Annotated in this window: 6 protein-coding genes (1 of these 6 running past the window's edge); all 6 read left to right on the top strand. The window is 73.1% G+C overall.

The window, feature by feature from the left end:
* Tightly spaced (each overlapping or abutting the next), the 6 genes in view from GA0070610_RS25440 to GA0070610_RS25415 form a layout consistent with a single transcriptional unit that may run on beyond the window.
* A protein-coding gene (locus GA0070610_RS25440; RefSeq protein WP_089002381.1) for a lantibiotic dehydratase crosses the window boundary here: on the top strand, positions 1–1,081 show its 3' portion. Its footprint begins 1,079 nt before the window's first position; only the last 1,081 of its 2,160 coding nucleotides appear in the window; its start codon lies beyond the left edge, outside the window; the stop codon is at positions 1,079–1,081.
* Positions 1,075–2,082, top strand: a complete 1,008-nt coding sequence (sbnB, locus tag GA0070610_RS25435; protein ID WP_089002380.1) for a 2,3-diaminopropionate biosynthesis protein SbnB — start codon at positions 1,075–1,077, stop codon at positions 2,080–2,082. The genes GA0070610_RS25440 and sbnB overlap by 7 nt, the downstream gene beginning before the upstream one ends.
* The gene (locus tag GA0070610_RS25430; protein WP_089002379.1) at positions 2,079–8,453 is read left to right on the top strand and encodes a non-ribosomal peptide synthetase; all 6,375 of its coding nucleotides are present in this window, start codon (positions 2,079–2,081) and stop codon (positions 8,451–8,453) included. The genes sbnB and GA0070610_RS25430 overlap by 4 nt, the downstream gene beginning before the upstream one ends.
* A complete protein-coding gene (locus GA0070610_RS25425) occupies positions 8,450–15,865 on the top strand; it encodes a non-ribosomal peptide synthetase (protein ID WP_089002378.1) in 7,416 nt (2,471 codons plus the stop codon). Before GA0070610_RS25430 ends, GA0070610_RS25425 begins: the two co-directional genes overlap by 4 nt.
* Positions 15,862–16,713, top strand: coding sequence for an ABC transporter ATP-binding protein (locus GA0070610_RS25420; RefSeq protein WP_089002377.1), 852 nt, complete (start codon positions 15,862–15,864; stop codon positions 16,711–16,713). The genes GA0070610_RS25425 and GA0070610_RS25420 overlap by 4 nt, the downstream gene beginning before the upstream one ends.
* On the top strand, positions 16,710–17,537 hold the full coding sequence (locus tag GA0070610_RS25415; protein ID WP_231925808.1) for an ABC transporter permease: 828 nt from the start codon (positions 16,710–16,712) through the stop codon (positions 17,535–17,537). The genes GA0070610_RS25420 and GA0070610_RS25415 overlap by 4 nt, the downstream gene beginning before the upstream one ends.

Genomic DNA, 17,537 nt, shown 5'->3' with positions numbered 1-17,537 from the left:
GGTCCTCCTCTCCGACCTGCACATCGCCGCGGCGGACGTGCTGGCCGGCGCCCCCGGGACGCTCATCGACGAGATCGCCGAGGACTTCCGGCTGCGGTGGTCGGAGATCCTGCGCGACGCGACCGGCACCGACCCGGTCCAACTGGCCAGCGAGGACATCGAGGCGCTGGTCGACCGGCTGTTCCCCCCGTGCGAGCCCGGCTGGGCGGCGGCCCGGCAGCACAGTCCCGACCTCATGCTCGCCACGGGCGGGGGGCGGCCGCTCTGGGTCCTCGGTGAGCTGCACACCGCCATGAACACCCTGGAGTCGCGGTTCTTCCACACCCTCGCGGACGAGCCCGGGCAACTGGTGGAGCTGACGGCCCGGGACATGGCCGGTGGCCGGATCGTGCCGAGTTATCCGTACGGGCCGCAGATCGACTCGCGTCGGTATCCGCCGCTGACCGTGCACGTGCCCGACCGGTACCTGTACTGGGCGCACAGCACGGACATGGGCGCCCCGGACGGCGTGTCGGTCCTGCCGGCGGCGGGACTCGTCGTCCGGGACCGCGACGAGGGGCTCACCGCCGGCCCCCGGGACGGGCGGTGGGAGCTGCCGGTCGCCGAATTCTTCGGCGAGTTCCTCTCGGCCATCACGGTCAACCGGTTCCGGATTCCCGGGCCCGGCCCGCGGATCACCCTGGACGACCTGGTCATCCGGCGGGCGACCTGGGCGTTCGCGGCCGACGACCTACCGCCGAAGGTGCTCGGCGCCCGTGGCTACCGGCCCGAGGTGCTCAGCGCCTTCCTCACCGAGCGGGGCCTGCCACGGCACCTGTTCGCACAACTGCCGGGTGAACCGAAGCCGTTCTACGTCGATCGTGACGCGCCGCTGCTGGTGACGAACCTGGCTCGCAGCTGGCGGCGGGCCGACCGGGGACCGGTCGTGCTCCAGGAGATGCTGCCCGGCCCCGACCAGCTGTGGCTGCGGGACGCGGCAGGACGGCGTTACACCAGCGAGTTCCGCATGGTCGCGGTGGACCGTAGGGCGCGGGTGCTGCCCGGCCTGGCCGACGCAGGGCGAACGGAGAACCCATGTTGATCCTCACCAGCACCGACGTGCGCGCGGCCCTGCACGGCCGGGAGGCCGAGGTGCTGCACGCCGTGGAGCAGGCGTATCTCGCGCACGAGGCGGGGCGGTCGGCGCTGCCGCACTCGGTGTTCCTCCGGTTCCCCGAGAACGACCGGAACCGGATCATCGCGCTGCCGGCCTACCTGGGTGGCCCGGAACCGACGGCCGGGGTCAAGTGGATCTCGTCGTTCCCGGCCAACATCACGCAGGGGGTGCCGCGGGCGTCGTCCGCCATCATCCTCAACTCGATGCGCACCGGGCAGCCCGAGGTGCTGCTCGAGGGGGCCCGGGTCTCCGCCTGGCGTACGGCCGCCAGCGCCACCCTGGCGGCCCGGCTCCTGCCCGCCGAGAGCGACCAGGCCGGGGTGACCCTGCTGGGCTGCGGGGTCATCAACTTCGCCGTGCTGCGGTTCCTCAGTCAGGTCGTCCCCGGCCTCGCCGACGTCACGGTGCACGACGTCGACACGGAGCGGGCCACCGCGTTCCAGGCCCGGTGCGCGGAGGTGCTGCCCTCCCTCACGGTGCACGTCGAGCCGGACCAGGGGCGGGCGTTGGGCCGCAACACCCTGGTGAGTGTCGCGACCAACGCGCTGACGCCGTACCTGGACACCCGGCAGCTGCGGCCGGGCACGCTGGTGCTGCACATCTCGCTGCGGGACGTGCTGCCCGACGCCGTCCTCGAGGCGGTCAACGTGGTCGACGACGTCGACCACGTCCTGCGCGCCGCGACCTCGGTCGACGTCGCCGCACGACAGGTCGGTCACCACGACTTCATCGCCGCCACCATCGGTCAACTCGCGGCCCGGCCGGGGACTCCCCCGCGGGATCCGCACCGGGTCACCGTCGTCTCTCCCTTCGGGCTGGGTGTGCTCGACCTGGCGGTGGCCGGGCTGGCCGTCAGGATCGCCCGGGACACGGGTCTCGGCGCGCGGATCGAGAACTTCGTCCCGGCGAAGGAGGACCTGTCGTGAGTGCCGAACTCTCGCCGCTCCAGCGGCAGTTGCTCGCCCAGATCATCAAGGGCGGCGGCGTGGGCGCACCGATGCCGGCGCCGGCGACACTGCCGCGCCGGCGCGGCAACGATCCGGTGCCGCTCTCGTACGCCCAGGAGGCGGTCTGGCACCTGCACCAGATCGCCGGTGACGTGCCGCTGTTCAACGTGGTCGCCGCGGACTGGATGGCCGACGGCACGGACGCGGCGAGCTTCGTGAGGGCGCTGCGCGGGGTCGTCGAGCGCCACGACGCGATGCGGATGGCGATCCAGGCGGGCGCCGACGGCAGGCCGCTGCTGACCGTGGCCGCCGAGGTGCCCGTCGAGGTGGAGGAGTTGACGGCGGCGGACGGGGACGGTCCGGACGGCGTGTTCGCCGCCGCCCTGGCCGTCACCGCCCGGCCGTACCGGCTCGACCAGGCGCCGCTGTGGCGGGCCGCGGTCATCACCACGCCCTCGGGACGCCGGCTGGCCCTGTTCGCCGCGCACCACATCGCCCTGGACGCCGCGTCGCTCGCCCTCGTCATCGAGGACATGGCGAGTGGGGGGAGTCCACCGCCGGTCGGCTTCCTCGACTTCGCCGTCTGGCAGCGGGACCGGATCCGCGACGGCGGCGCGAAGGCCGACCTGGACTACTGGCGCCGACGGCTCGCGGCGCTGCCCGACCCGCTGGCGTTGCCGACCGACCGGCCCCGGCCGGCGCACCGCGACCTCTCCGGCGCGACCATCCACCGGGACGTCCCGAAGGCGGTCGTGGACCGGTTGCACGCCGTCGGCCGCGCGTCCGGCGCGACCACCTACATGACGATGCTCGCGGCCTATCTCGTGCTGCTGCACCGCTACACCGGCGACTCGGATCTCATCGTCGGGGCCAGCGTGTCCGGTCGGGTCCGGCCCGAGCTGCAACGGATGATCGGCATGCTGGTCAACGTGGTGCCGATCCGCGCCACGGTCACCGGCCGGGAGAGTTTCCAGACGCTGCTGCCCCAGGTCCGTGACCGGGTGGCGGAGGCCCTGGAGCACCAGGGTGTGCCGTTCGCCGTGGTGGTGCGCGAGACCAGCCCGACGCACAGTCCCAGCCAGCCGCCGCTGGCCCAGGTCGGCTTCAACATGCCGACGCAGGAGAACACCGCCTACCGGGTGCGGCCCGCACTGCCGATCACACCGCAGGGGTCGCTGCTCGACTTCACCGTGCACGTCGTACCGGCCGCGCAGGGCGCCCTGCGGGTCGAACTCGAATACTCCACCGCGCTGTTCGACGAGTCGACGGCCACGGACCTGCTGACCACGTACGTCGAGCTGGTGGACCGGCTCACGGCGGACCCGGCGCTCGCGGTGGGCCGGGTGCCGCTCACCGCCAGGTCGGCAGTCACGGGCGGGTCCGAGACGCCACCGGCGCTGTTGCCCGAACTCGTCGCCGCGCAGGCCGCCCGCACCCCGGACGCCGTGGCGGTCGAGGACGGCGGCACCTCGCTGACCTACCGGGAGCTGCTGGACCAGGTGCAGTCGCTGGCCGCCCGCCTGGCCGAGCGGGGTGTCGGGCCGGAGACCCCGGTCGGGGTCCACCTGCCGAGGGGCGCCGCCGCGGTGGTGGCTCTGCTGGCGGTCTGGCGGGCCGGGGGCTGCTACGTCCCGCTCGACCCCGAGCACCCGCGGGCGCGCATCGAGACGATCGTCGCCGACGCGGGCGTACGGACCCTGCTCGCGGCCCCGGCCGACGCCGGACGCCTGGCGGAGCTCGGAGTCGAGGTCCTCACGGTGGACGAATCCGCGCGCGGCGTCCCGTTCCCCCAGGTCCGGCTCGCGGCCGGGCACGCGGCGTACGTGATGTACACCTCCGGCTCGACCGGGCGACCCAAGGGTGTGGTCGTCACCCACGGCGGCATCGCCAACCGGGTCTGGTGGCCGGTCAACCGGCTCGGGCTCGGCGCGTCGGACCGGGTGCTGCAGAAGACGGCGCTGACCTTCGACGCCGCGGGCTGGGAGATGTTCGGCCCGCTGATCAGTGGCGGCACCGTCGTCGTCGCCCCGCCCGACGCGCCACGTGACGCGGCGGTGATGCTGCGCGCGGTGGCCGAGGGGGCGGTGACCGTGCTCCAGGTGGTGCCCTCGGTGCTGCGGCAGCTGCTCGCCGCGGACGGCTGGGCCGGCTGCACCTCGCTGCGGCTGCTGTTCAGCGCCGGCGAGCCGCTCACCGGTGAGTTGTGTGCGCAGGTCCGCGACCGGGTCGACGTCACGATCGTCAACACGTACGGGCCCACCGAGTGCGCGATCGACGTGACCGCGTACCGGTGGCCACAGGAGCAGAGCCGGGGGCCGGTGCCGATCGGCAGCCCGCTGGACGGGCTGCGGGCGGTCCTGCTCGGCCGGGACGGCGAACTGGTTCCCCGGGGGGCCGTCGGCCAGCTCTACGTCGGCGGCGTCAACGTCGGCCGGGGGTACGTCGGGCGGCCCGACCTGACCGCCGCCCGGTTCGTGCCCGACCCGTACGGGCCACCCGGATCGCGGATGTACCACACCGGTGACCTGGCGCGGCAGCGGTCCGGTGGGGAATTCGAGTTCGTGGGCCGGGCGGACGACCAGATCAAGATCAACGGTGTCCGCGTCGAGCCCGGCGAGGTCGAGCGGGCGCTGGAGACGCATCCCCCGGTGCGGGCGGCTGTCGTGCTGGGGCGTCCGCGTCCAGACGGGGGGCGTCAGCTCGTGGCGTTCCTGGTCACCGACGCCGCCATCGAAACCGGTGCGCTGCGTGCGCACCTGCGTCGGACCCTGCCGGAGGCGATGCTGCCCGCGCTGTTCGTCCGGGTGGACGCGATACCCACCACGTCCAGTGGCAAGATCGACGCGGTTGCCCTGCTGAACGGGGTTCCGGACGGGCTGCCGCCCGGCGAGCGGGCGTTGCCCACCGACGAGTTGGAACAGGTCGTCGCGCAGGAGTGGGCCACGGTACTGGCGACCGCCGACACCGTGGGCAGGCACGACGACTTCTTCGCGCTCGGTGGACACTCCCTGCAACTGGGGGAACTGGCGGCCCGGCTGCGGACGCGTACCGGTGGGGCCGTCTCGCTGGCACAGCTGTACCAGGCCACCACCGTCGCCGACCAGGCCGACCTGCTGCGCCGGGACGCGGCGGTGGCCGGCAACGGGACCGACGCGGCGGACCGACCCGCCGCACCCGAGATCGAGGTGCTGCCCAGAAACGGGCTGCTGCCGTTGTCGGCCGGACAGCAGCGGATGTGGATGGCGGAGCAGCTGAGTCCGGGCAGCCCGGAGCAGATGGTGCCGGTGGTGGTGCCGCTGCCGGCGCAGATGACGCTCACCGAGGTGAGCGCCGCACTCGCCCGCGTGGTCGAGCGGCACGAGATCCTGCGTACCCGCTACGAGATGGTCGACGAGCAGCTCACCCAGGTCGTCGATCCGCCCGCCCCTGTCGAGATCCAGCTCGTCGAGGCCACCGGCGCGGACGCGGTGACCCGGCAGATCAGGGAGCTGACCCAGCGGTCCTTCGACCTGGCCACCGACCCGGTCCTGCGCGCCCGGCTGGTCCGCTCCGGCCCCGACCGGCAGTCGCTGGTCCTGCTCGTGCACCACATCGCCTGGGACGGCGTGTCGACGCAGATCCTCGCCGCCGAACTGTCGTCCCCCGGGCCGGCCGCCGCACCGGCCGTTCAGTACGCCGACTACGCCGCCTGGCAGTCGTCCTGGTTGGCGGGCCCGCAGGCGGCCAGTGGACTCGAGCACTGGCAGCGGCTGCTCCGCGGGGCACGCGCGACCGAACTCCCCACCGACCTGCCCCGGCCCGCCCACTGGCAGGGCCGTGGCGCGTTGTACGTGTTCCGGGTGCCGCCCCCGGTCGCCGCCCCGTTCGTGCAGGTCGGGCAGCAACTCGGCGCCACCCCGTTCATGACCTTCCTGGCAGCGTTCAACTGCCTGCTCGCAGAGCTGACCGGCACCCGGGAGATCGTCGTCGGCGCACCCGTCGCCGGTCGGACCAACCCGGCGGTGGAGAAGCTCATCGGCTACTTCGCGAACATCCTCGTGCTGCGTACCGAGGTGGACCCGGGCGACGACTTCCGAGCCGTGCTGCGGCGGACCCGGGAGAGTTCCCTGGCCGCCTACGCGCATCAGGACATCCCGTTCGACCGGGTCCTGGACAGCCTGCGGATCGCCCGCGACCGCTCCCGTAACCCCCTGTTCCAGATCATGTTCGAGGTGGGGCAGGAGCGGCCGTCGTACCTTCCCGACCTGCCGGAGCAGCTGGATCTGCTGCCGTTGCCGTGGCCGACGGCGATCTACGACCTCACCGTCACGCTGAGCGAGGAACCGGACGGTGGTTACCTGGGGCTCGTCGAGTACTCGACGGACCTCTTCCGGCCGGCGAGCATCGAACGGCTGATCCGCCGCTACCGACACCTGCTCCAGCAGGTCGCCACCGATCCGGACGCGTCCGTCGGTGGGCTGGCCGCCCGTACCCTGCCCGAACTGCTCGGGCGTCAGGCGGCGGCGCGGCCGGACGCCGTCGCGGTGGAGCAGGGCGGCGACCGCCTCACCTACGGTGAGTTGGCCCGGCGGGTCAGCGTGGCGGCGGCCCGCCTGCGCGCCGCCGGGGTGGGGCCCGAGTCGACCGTCGCGGTCTGTCTTCCCCGTGGCCTGGACCTGATCGTGACCGCGCTCGCGGTGATGGCGGCCGGCGGTGTGCACGCCCCGCTCGACGTCACCGGGCCAGGAGCGCGGCTGGCGTCGATCGTGGCGTCGATGGACCCCGCCGTCGTGGTGGTGACGCCGGACGCCGTCGGGTCGGTGCCCTCCGGTGGCCCGGCGGTGCTGGTGCCGGAGGACCTGCGGACGTCCGCCCCCACGGACGACGGCGGGGTACGACGCCCGGGAGCCGGAGACCGGCCGGACACCGCCCTTGCCGGACAGCTCGCATATCTCATCCACACGTCCGGCTCCACCGGCGAGCCCAAGGGCGTGCAGGTGGAACACGGCGCGTTCCTGGCCCACTGCGAGGACGTGGCGCTGCGGTACGGGCTGGCCGCCACCGACCGGATCCTGACGACGAGTCCGCCCTTCGTGGACGTCGCGATGGAACACCTCGGCATGACCCTGGTGTCGGGCGCGACCCTGGTGCTCGCCGCCGCCGGCGGGTGGAGCCCGGCCGACCTGCCCGATCTGGTCGCCGCCACGCGGGTCACCTTCCTCGACCTGCCGCCGATGGCGTGGCGGGACATGCTCGACCGGGTCGTGAAGGCCGACAGCCGGCTGGATACCCTGCGCGCGGTCAACATCGGTACGGACGTGGTGTACGCCGAGGACGTGCACCGGTGGCACGAACTCGGCATCGACGCGCGCTTCATCGCCTGTTACGGGCCGACCGAGGCCGTCGTCACGTCGACCCTCTACGAGGTCACCGAGGCGCGTGCCGCCGGCCTGCCCCACGGGGCGGTCGTGCCGATCGGCACCGAGGTGGGACGCACCGTCGGCTACGTGCTCGACGAGCAGCTGCGACAGGTGCGGCCCGGCGCCCGGGGCGAGCTCTTCCTGGGGGGCGGCCTCGCGCGTGGCTACCACGGACGCCCCTCGCTCACCGCCGAGCGCTTCCTGCCGGATCCGTTCTCGACGGTGCCCGGGGCCCGGATGTACCGCACGGGTGACGTGGTCAGCCGGAACGCCGAAGGGGTGCTGGACTTCCACGGCCGGGCGGACCGTCAGGTGAAGATCAACGGCTTCCGGGTCGAGCCCGCCGAGGTAGAGGCGTGCCTGCTCACCCACCCGGGGATCCGGGCGGCGAGTGTCACCGCCGCCACGCGGGGCGGCGCAGCGCAGCTTGTCGGCTACGTCGTGGCCGCCGACCCCACCCCACCGGACGCGCGCGATCTCGGTGCGTACCTGCGGGCACGGCTACCGGAGGCGATGGTCCCGCGGCACTGGGTCTTCCTCGCCGAGCTGCCGAAGTCCGGGGCGGGGAAGGTGGACCTGAGGGCGCTCCCGCCGATCGCCGCCGAGGCCGGCGACGACGAGGGCGAGCGCACCGGGGAGGCGTCCGCCGAGGCGACCGTCGAGGACCTGATAGCCGAGATCTGGTGCGCCGTGCTCGGTCTCCCCGCGGTCGAGCACGATGCCGACTTCTTCGCGATCGGCGGTAACTCGCTGCTGGCCACCCGGGTCCGTACCCGGATCCAGGACCTCTTCGCGGTGACCATCCCGCTGGGGGACCTGTTCGGGGCGACGACGGTCGGGCAACAGGTGGAACTGGTCACCCGACTCGTCGTCGACGAGGTCGACGCGTTGCCCGAGGACGAGGTGGCCGCGCTCCTGCTGGATCAGGACGAGCCTGGGGAGAGACGATGAGCGACACCGCGGGGCCACGTCCGGCGGCCGACAGCGGGGCGGAGCTGCGTCGCCGGCTGGTGGCGCAACGCCTCGCGGGCCGGGTACGGCGGCGCGACGAGGGACCCGCTGCCGACGTGACCGACACCGGGCCGGCGCCACTGTCGTCGGCGCAGCGCCGGATGTGGTTCCTGGACCAACTCGCGCCCGGCGGGGTGGACTACCTGGTGCCCCTCGTGCTGCGGCTGCGCGGTGTGCTCGACGTCGAGGCGCTGCGCGGCGCGTTGACCAGCCTGGCCGCCCGTCACGACATCCTGCGGACGAGGTACGAGCTGCACGACGGGGAGCCGGTCCAGGTCATCGATCCGCCCGCGCCGGTCGACCTGCCGGTCGTGACCACCGACGAGGCCGGGCTCGCCGCCCTGCTGGCCGACCAGGCCGGACGCGGATTCGACCTCGCCGCCGGCCCGGTATGGCGAGCGGTCCTGGTGCGGTTGGGCGACGACGAACAGGTACTCGTCGCGCACCTGCACCACATCGCCTGCGACGGCTGGTCCGTGCAGCTGCTCTGCGCCGACCTCGCCGGGCTCTACCACGCGGCCCGGACCGGGGCCCCGCAGCCCGCCCGGCCGGGACAGTTCGCCGAGCACGCGAGATGGGAGCAGCGACACCTCGGCACAGCGGAGGCACAGGCTGGTCTGCGCTGGTGGCAGGACGCCCTGGCCGGGCTGACCGAACTCGACCTGCCCGCCGACCGGCCCCGGTCGGCCCCGCGAGATCCGGCCGGCGCCCGGGTGACCTTCGCGGTGCCGGCGCACGTCGACCGGGCCTGCGCCGAGTTGGCCCAGCGGCACCGGACCACGCCGTACGTCGTGCTGCTCGCCGGTTTCGCCGCACTGCTGGCCCGGCTGACGCGGCAGGACGACGTCGCCGTCGGGATGCCGGTGAGCGGCCGGACCCGGACGGGAGTGGACGCCGTCGTCGGCCCCTTCCTCAACACGCTGGTGCTGCGCTGCGACTGCTCCGGTGCACCCAGCTTCGACCTGCTGGTCGACCGGGTGCGGGACACGCTGCACGCCGCCGTCAGCCACCAGGACATCCCCTTCGACCGGGTCGTCGACGCGGTCGCGCCGGAGCGGGACCTGTCCCGCAACCCGCTGGTGTCGACGATGTTCCTGTTCGAGGACGAGAACGGGGGGCTGCCGGGACGCTTCGACGACCTCGACGTCGTCGACGTCGCCACCCCGCCACGGGGCGTCAAACTCGACCTGAGCATGGGGCTGCGGCGGACCGCCGACGGGCTGTTCGGCGCGATCGACTACGCGACCGCCCTGTTCGACGAGCGGACCGTCGACGAGCTCGTCACCCGTTACCTCGTCCTGCTGGAACGCGCCGTCACCGCGCCGGGGACGTCGGTCGGCGCGCTGGACGTCCTCGATGAGGCTGAGCGCCACCGGCTGCGGGCAGTGCTGACCGGTGTCCGCCGGGACGTCCCCGCCAGCCCCCTGCACGAGCTGGTCCGGGACCGCGCCCGGCGGGACCCGGCGGCGGTCGCGGTACGGGACGGGCGACGCAGGTGGAGCTATGGCGAGCTGGACCAGCTCTCCGACGCCCTGGCCCACACCCTCCGCCGGCACGGCGTCGGTCGGGGCGACGTCGTCGGGGTCTGCCTGCCCCGCAGCGCGGAACTCGTCGGCGCGCTGCTCGCGGTCCTGAAGGCCGGCGGCGCCTACCTGCCCCTCGACCCGGAGGACCCGGCTGCGCGCCGGGCGGAGGTGGCGACCGACGCCCAGGTACGTGCGGTGGTGGCCGGAACCGACCACGCGGCCGCGTTCGGCGACGTGCCGGTGGTCCCTCCGGTTACCGGGGCCCCGGAAGACGGGGCGGCCGACCTCCACGGGCAGCCCACGGGCCTTCCGGAACTGACCGCACACGACCGGGCGTACGTCATCTACACCTCCGGCTCCACCGGGCGCCCCAAGGGCGCGGTCATCGATCACGGCGGGATAGTCAACCGGCTCACCTGGATGCAGGAGAGCTACCAGCTACGTCCCGGCGACCGGGTGTTGCAGAAGACCCCGTTCACGTTCGACGTGGCCGTGTGGGAGTTCTTCTGGCCGCTGATCACGGGCGCGACCATCGTGGTGGCGCCGCCGGGCGTGCACCGGGACCCGCTGGAGCTGGCCCGCCTGATCCGGGACGAGGCGGTGACGCACCTGCACTTCGTGCCGTCGATGCTCGACGCCTTCCTGGCCGTCGTCGCGCAGGCGCCGCCGAGCCTCAGGCAGGTGTTCTGCAGTGGCGAGGCGCTGCGCGCCGTCACCGCCCGGCGCTTCGCGGCCTGGTCGTCGGCGGCGTTGCACAACCTGTACGGCCCGACGGAGGCGTCGGTCGACGTCACCGCCCAACGGGTCGACGAGCGGCTGCTCGCCACCCTCGACACCGCCGGCGTACCGATCGGCACGCCGATCAGCAACATCCGCGTCCACATCCTGGACGAGCAGCTGCGGATGGTGCCGGTGGGCTGGCCCGGTGAGCTCTACCTGGCCGGCATCGGGCTGGCTCACGGGTACCGCAACCGGCCCGGCACCACCGCCGAGCGGTTCGTGCCGGACCCGTTCTCGTCCGTGCCGGGCGAACGGATGTACCGCACCGGCGACCTGGTCCGGCTGCGCGCCGACGGGACCATCGACTTCCTCGACCGCATCGACGCGCAGGTCAAGCTGCACGGCGTCCGGATCGAGCTGGGTGAGATCGAAGCACGGCTGATGGAGCACCCGGCGGTCGCGGAGGCCGCGGTCTCCCTGCACCGGCCCGCGGACATGCCCGCCCAACTGGTCGCCTACGTCGTGGCGCGCGACGGTGCGGACGCCACGCCGGACCGGCTCCGCGCCGGACTCTCCGGGGTGCTGCCGGCGGCGATGGTGCCCGGCCGGTTCGTGTCCCTGGACGCACTTCCCCGGACCAGCAGCGGGAAGATCGACCGTCGCGCCCTGCCCGCCCCGGAGCAGGAGGCCCGCACGACCAGCACCGCGTACGTCGCGCCCAGCACCCCGGAGGAGAACCTGGTCGCGCGGGTGTGGGCCGAGGTCCTCCAGGTGCGACAGGTGGGCGGCGCGGACGACTTCTTCGCCCTCGGCGGCGACTCGATGCGCGCGATCAGACTGGTCGGTGCGCTGCGCGAGGCCGGCCTGGCGGTGAGCGTGCAGGACCTCTTCCAGCACCGCACCGTCGCCGCCGTCGCCGCCGTGGCCCGGCAGTGCCTCGACGACCGGCCGGACGACCTGGTGACCGAGGAGTTCGGGCAGATATCGGCCGCCGACCGGGCGAAGCTCCCGGAGGACGTGCTCGACGCCTACCCGTTGTCGGACGTCCAGGCCGGCATGCTCTACGAGCTGATGGCCGACGCGGAACGCCGGCCGTACCAGAACGTGACGCTGTACGTCGTCGACGACGGTGCGCCGCTGTCAGCCGCCGCCCTGCGGGCCGCGGTGCGGCAGGTCGTGGCCCGGCACGACGTGCTGCGTACCTCCTTCGACCTCACCAGTTACGGTGAGCCGCTGCAACTGGTGCACGCGTCGGCCAGGGCCGAGGTGGTGGTGCAGGATCTCGACGGGCTCGACGAGGCCGAGCAGGAGCTCCTCATCCGGGAGGAGGCCGCCCGACACCGGCTGGCTCCCGTCGTGCTGGACCGGGCGCCGCTGTGGCGTCTCTTCGCCTACCGCACCGGTGCCACCAAGTGGGTGCTGGCCTGGGTGGAGTGCCACGTCATTCTCGACGGCTGGAGCCACAACTCGCTGCTCGGCGAGTTGATGGACCGCTACGTGGCGGCGCGGGAGGAGCGGACCCCGCCGTCGATGGACCGGCCGGCGCGTCGCTGGGCGGACTTCATCGCCATGGAACGCGCGGTGGTCGCCGATCCGGAGAGCCGCGAGTACTGGACCAGGATGCTGGACCGGTACGAGACGCTGCGCCTTCCTCAGGAGTGGGGAGCGGCCGAGTCCGGTGCCCCGCACACGGTGGCGCAGCCGCTCGGTACCGACGCCGACCGGCTGCGAGAACTGGCCGCGGCGGTCGGCGTCCCGGTGAAGAGTGTGTACCTGGCCGCGTTCTTCAAGACGATGAGCGCCCTGAGCGGCGCCGACGGCTTCCTGTGTGGCCTGGTGAGCAACGGCCGCCCGGAGGTCAGCGGTGGTGACGAGGTGCTCGGGATGTACCTCAACACGCCGCCGGTGCTCGGCCTGCGCCCGCGCGGCACCTGGCTGGACCTGATCCGGGCCGCTGCCGAGGCGGAAACCGGACTGCTGCCCCATCGGCGCTACCCGTTGCCCCGGCTCCAGTCGCTGGCCGGGACGACGCAGCCGCTGGTCGAGGCGGTCTTCAACTTCCTCGACTACTACCTGCTGCGCGACACCGCGGTGCAGACGTCCCAGACCGAGGACGACAGCCCCAACGAGTTCCCGCTGGCCGTGACCGTCCTGCCCGGGTACGTCATGTTCACCGCGATGCCGGAGCGGGTCCGCCCGGAACGTCTGAACTGGCTGGCGCAGGCGTACCACCGGGTGCTGACCGACATGCTCGCCGATGTCGGCGGGTCCGCCACCGGGCCGCTGCTCTCCGGCGCCGAGCTCGCGCGGCGGCTGTCCGGGCCGGTGTCCGCGCCGGTTTCCCCGGCCGAGACGACGCTGCACGGTGGCGTCCTCCGGCAGGCGGCGATGACCCCGGACGCCGTGGCGGTCCGCGACGACACCGGGACGCTCACGTACCGGGAGCTCGTCGTGGCCGCGACGGCACTCGCCCGGCGACTGGCGGCGGCGGGGGCGGGGCCGGACCGGCCGGTCGCCGTCTGCATGCGGCGCAGTGCCCACCTGGTGACCGTGCTGCTGGGCATCCTCCAGTCCGGTGCGGCGTTCGTGCCGCTCGATCCGGACGATCCGGCGGCGCGGCTGCGGCAGCGGCTGGTCGGCGCGGACGTCGCGCTGGTGGTGGCCGACGAGGAACTGCACGAGGTGCTGACCGGCGTCGTGCCGGTGCTCGGCCCCCACGCGGGCGGCCCGGAGCGGGCACCCGTCGAGGCGACCGGAGGCCACCCCGCCTTCGTCCTGTTCACCTCGGGGTCCACGGGTGGCCCGAAGGGTGTCGCCGTGCCGCACCTGGGTGCCGCCAACTACGTGCACTGGCTGCAACGGGCGCTGCCGCTGCGCGGCGGTGACCGGGTCGTCCAGAAGACCCCCTACACCTTCGACGTGTCGGTCGGCGAGATCTTCCGGCCGCTGGTCGCCGGGGCGACGTTGGTGATGGCGCCCGACAGGCTGCACCTCGACCCGCTGGGCCTGGCCGCGTTCATCGAGCGGCACCAGGTCAGCCACGCGACCTTCGTACCGTCGATGATGGACGCGTTCCTCGACGCGGTACCGGGGATCCCCGGCTGTCTGCGTGAGGTCATGCTGCTCGGGGAGAAGTTCACCCTGTCGACCGCCCGGCGCCTGGCCGAGCGGACCGACGCCAGGGTGTACAACCTCTACGGGCCGACCGAGGGATCCATCGCCTGCACCTGGTACGAGCTCGCCCCGCAGCCGCACCCGGGGGCGACGAGCGTGCCGATCGGCCGCCCGATCGACAACGTGACGAACCTCGTCCTCGACGTCGACCTCAACCCGGTGCCGGTCGGCGTGCCGGGCGAGCTGTATCTCGGCGGGCACTGTGTCGCGCAGTCCTACGTGGGCCGACCGGCCGAGACCGCCAGCCGATTCGTGCCTGACCCGTTCGGTGGACCCGGTGGTCGGCTGTACCGGACCGGTGACCTCGTACGGTGGCTCGACGGCGACGTCATCGAGTACCTGGGCCGGCTCGACCAGCAGGTGAAGATCAGTGGGGTCCGGATCGAGCCGGGTGAGATCGAGCGGGTGCTGTCGGCTCATCCCGCGGTGCGGGCCGCCGCGGTGACCGTGGTCTCCGACGACGATGCGCCGCGCCTGGCCGCGTACCTGTTGACCCGCCCCGACCTCGAGTGGGACGTCGACGCGGTGCGGGCGCACGCCCGTGCCCAGCTGCCCGCGCTGCTGGTTCCCGCGCACTTCGTGGTGTTGCCCGAGTTCCCGATGACCGTGAGCGGCAAGATCGACCGGCGGGCGTTGCCCAGGCCGGAGGACGACGGCAGCACGGCGGCGGACCACGTCCCCGCGCGCGACGCCCTGGAGCGGACGATCGCCGAGGTGTGGCAGCGCGAGCTGGGCTGCGGCGAGGTCAGCGTCGAGCGTGACTACCTGGAACTCGGCGGGGACTCGCTCGGGGCGATGCGGATCGCGATCCGGCTCGGCCGTCAGCTCGACATGGTCATCTCACCGACGGACATCCTGGTGCGGCGGACGGTGGCGGCCCTGGCCGAGCTGATCGCGGGGCGGCAGGGCGCCGCGCCGGAGGCCGCGCGCACGGGCCCCGGCGGCGCCGGGCAGCAGCCCGGCCCGCGGCCCGCCGCCCCGTCGCCGTCCCCCGTGCCCGAGCCTGACCGGCCGGCGCCCGACCCGCGGGCGAAGGTGCTGTCCGTGGTCGGGACGGCCGATTCCAGCCAGATCCGGGTACGCCGGAACGGCAGCCGGTCGGTGCTGCACTGCGTGCACCCGGGCGGGGGAAGCGCGCACTGGTACGACAACCTGGCGCGGCACCTGCCGGAGAGCCTGGACGTGGTCGCGTATCAGCATCCCGGTCTGTTCGATCCGGGGGAGGCGTCCCGCTCGACCGCGGATCTGGCCCGGCGCTACCTCGACGAGCTGCGTGCCGATCAGCCGCAGGGGCCCTACCACATCTTCAGTTGGTGTGGCGGGGGGCCGATCGCCTGGGAGATGGCCCGGGGCCTGCGCGCGACCGACGAGAGCGTGACGCTCATCCTCCAGGACCCGGTGCTCCAGCTGCCCGACGTCCCCGGCGACGGCGGCGAGAATTTGCGGCTGCTGGCCCGGTGCGATCGGGCGTACCAGGAGCTCGCCCAGGACCCGGCGCCCGGACGCGCCGTCGAACTGCGGGCGGAGATAGCCGAGCTGCTGCCGCGCATCGTCGTGGAGGGTTTCCACGACGCGCTGCGCGATCCCGATTTCGACCACGTCTGGCCCCTGGCGGTGCGGTCGTGGCGGCAGCAGATGGAGGCCCGGCTCTCGTACCTGTACCAGCCGTACGAGGGGAAGCTGCACCTGCTCACCTGCGACGACCTCGTCAACGGCACGCACGAGAGCCTGGCCGGTCTCGAGCCTGAGGGCTACGTCGGCCGGTGGCGGCGCCTGGTGCCGGCCGGCGTCGAGGTGCACCGGATATCCGGTGGCAACATCACCTCTATGCTGCCGCCACACATCGAGGGTCTCGGCAAGGTCGTCGCCGGCATCGTCGGAAATCCTGAGGAGTTTGGCATGGGACATCCCGAGGAGGTGCGTGCCACATGACCGGCCCCGTGGTGACGGTACGCGGCCTGCGGCGCAGCTACGGGCCCGTGGTCGCGCTGGAGGGCATCGACCTGGACATCCAGGAAGGTGAGGTGGTCGCGTTGCTGGGGCCCAACGGCGCCGGCAAGACGACGACCGTGGAGATCCTCGAGGGGCACCGGCGTCGGGACGCCGGCGAGGTCAGCGTGCTCGGCGTGGACCCCTGGCGGGCCCCGTCGTCCTGGCGGTACGGCATCGGCATCGTCCTTCAGGAGGCGAGCGACGCGGGTGAGTTGACGGTGCTGGAGACGCTGCGGCACTTCGGCGGCTACTTCCCGTCCCCGCACGATCCGACCGACCTGCTGCGGAAGGTCGGCCTGGCCGAGGCGGCCGGGCGCCGGGTCCGCACCCTCTCGGGCGGTCAGCGGCGTCGGCTCGACGTTGCCGTCGGGGTGGTGGGCCGGCCACGGCTGCTGTTCCTCGACGAGCCGACCACCGGGTTCGACCCGCAGGCGCGACGGCAGTTCTGGGAGTTGGTCCGCGGCCTGCGGGACGAGCAGGGCACCACCGTGCTGCTGACCACCCACTATCTCGAGGAGGCCGAGGCGTTGGCGGACCGCGTGGTGGTGATCGCCGACGGGGTCGTCCGCGCCGACGGTGACCCGGCGACGCTCGGCGGCCGGATGAGCGGGGAGGCCACGGTGAGCTGGCTGGAGAACGCCGAGGCGCGCAGCGCCCGGACGGCCGACCCGGGCGCGTTCGTCAACGAGCTGGTCGCCCGGCTCGGGCCGTCCGTGCCCGGACTGACGGTCAGCCGCCCCCGGCTGGAGGACGTCTACCTCGACCTGGTGGGAGGGAACAAGCCGTGACCACGCACGCGACGACTGACTCGTTGACCCGTACGGGCCGGCTCGGGCTGGCCCGTGGGGCCGTGGAGATCAGGACCTTCTTCCGGGAACGCGACACCGTGCTGTTCACGTTCGCGTTGCCGATCGTCCTGCTCGTGCTGCTCGGATCGATCTTCTCCACCGAGTACGCCGGAACCGGTGTGACCGCGAGTCAACACATCACCGCGAGCATGATCGCGGCGGGCATCGCCTCCGCCACCTTCGTCACTCTCGCTGTGGGCATCGCCGAGGACCAGGCCAACGGGACGCTGAAGCGGCTGCGCGGGCTGCCGGCGCCACCGGCCGCGTACGTCCTGGGCAAGCTGCTTCTCGTGTTGGTGGTCAGCGTCACCGAGGCCGTGCTGATGGTGGCCACGGGCGTGCTGCTGTTCGACCTGGCGCTGCCGACGGATCCCGGGTCCTGGCTGACCCTGGCCTGGGTGTTCCTGTTGGGAGCGACGGCGTGTTCGTTGCTGGGTATCGTCCTGAGCGGGCTGGCCAGGTCGGTCCGTGGGGCGAGCGCGGCGGCGAACCTGACCTATCTCGTCCTGGTCTTCACCTCGGGTATCTTCGTCACCCCGATCACCGTGCTGCCCGCGCCGTTGACCACGTTGTCGTCCCTGTTCCCGCTGAAGTGGATGGGCCAGGGGTTCCGGGCGGCGTTCCTGCCGGACACGATGGCAGCGCAGGAGTTGGCCGGCTCCTGGGAGCTGGGGCGGGTGGCCCTGGTCCTGGGACTGTGGTGTGTCGTCGGCCTGCTGCTGAGCCTGGCCGTCGTCCGGCGGGGCCTGCGGCGCCGCGAGTGA

This window comes from Micromonospora echinofusca (assembly GCF_900091445.1).
Classification (GTDB): Bacteria; Actinomycetota; Actinomycetes; order Mycobacteriales; family Micromonosporaceae; genus Micromonospora; species Micromonospora echinofusca.
Note: the sequence above shows the minus strand (reverse complement) of the source record. Positions and strands in the feature narration are given on the sequence as shown.

Excerpts from the sequence above, each read along its gene's own strand:
- sbnB (WP_089002380.1), top strand. The coding sequence starts at position 1,075 with ATGTTGATCCTCACCAGCACCGACGTGCGCGCGGCCCTGCACGGCCGG.
- GA0070610_RS25425 (WP_089002378.1), top strand. The coding sequence starts at position 8,450 with ATGAGCGACACCGCGGGGCCACGTCCGGCGGCCGACAGCGGGGCGGAG.
- GA0070610_RS25420 (WP_089002377.1), top strand. The coding sequence starts at position 15,862 with ATGACCGGCCCCGTGGTGACGGTACGCGGCCTGCGGCGCAGCTACGGG.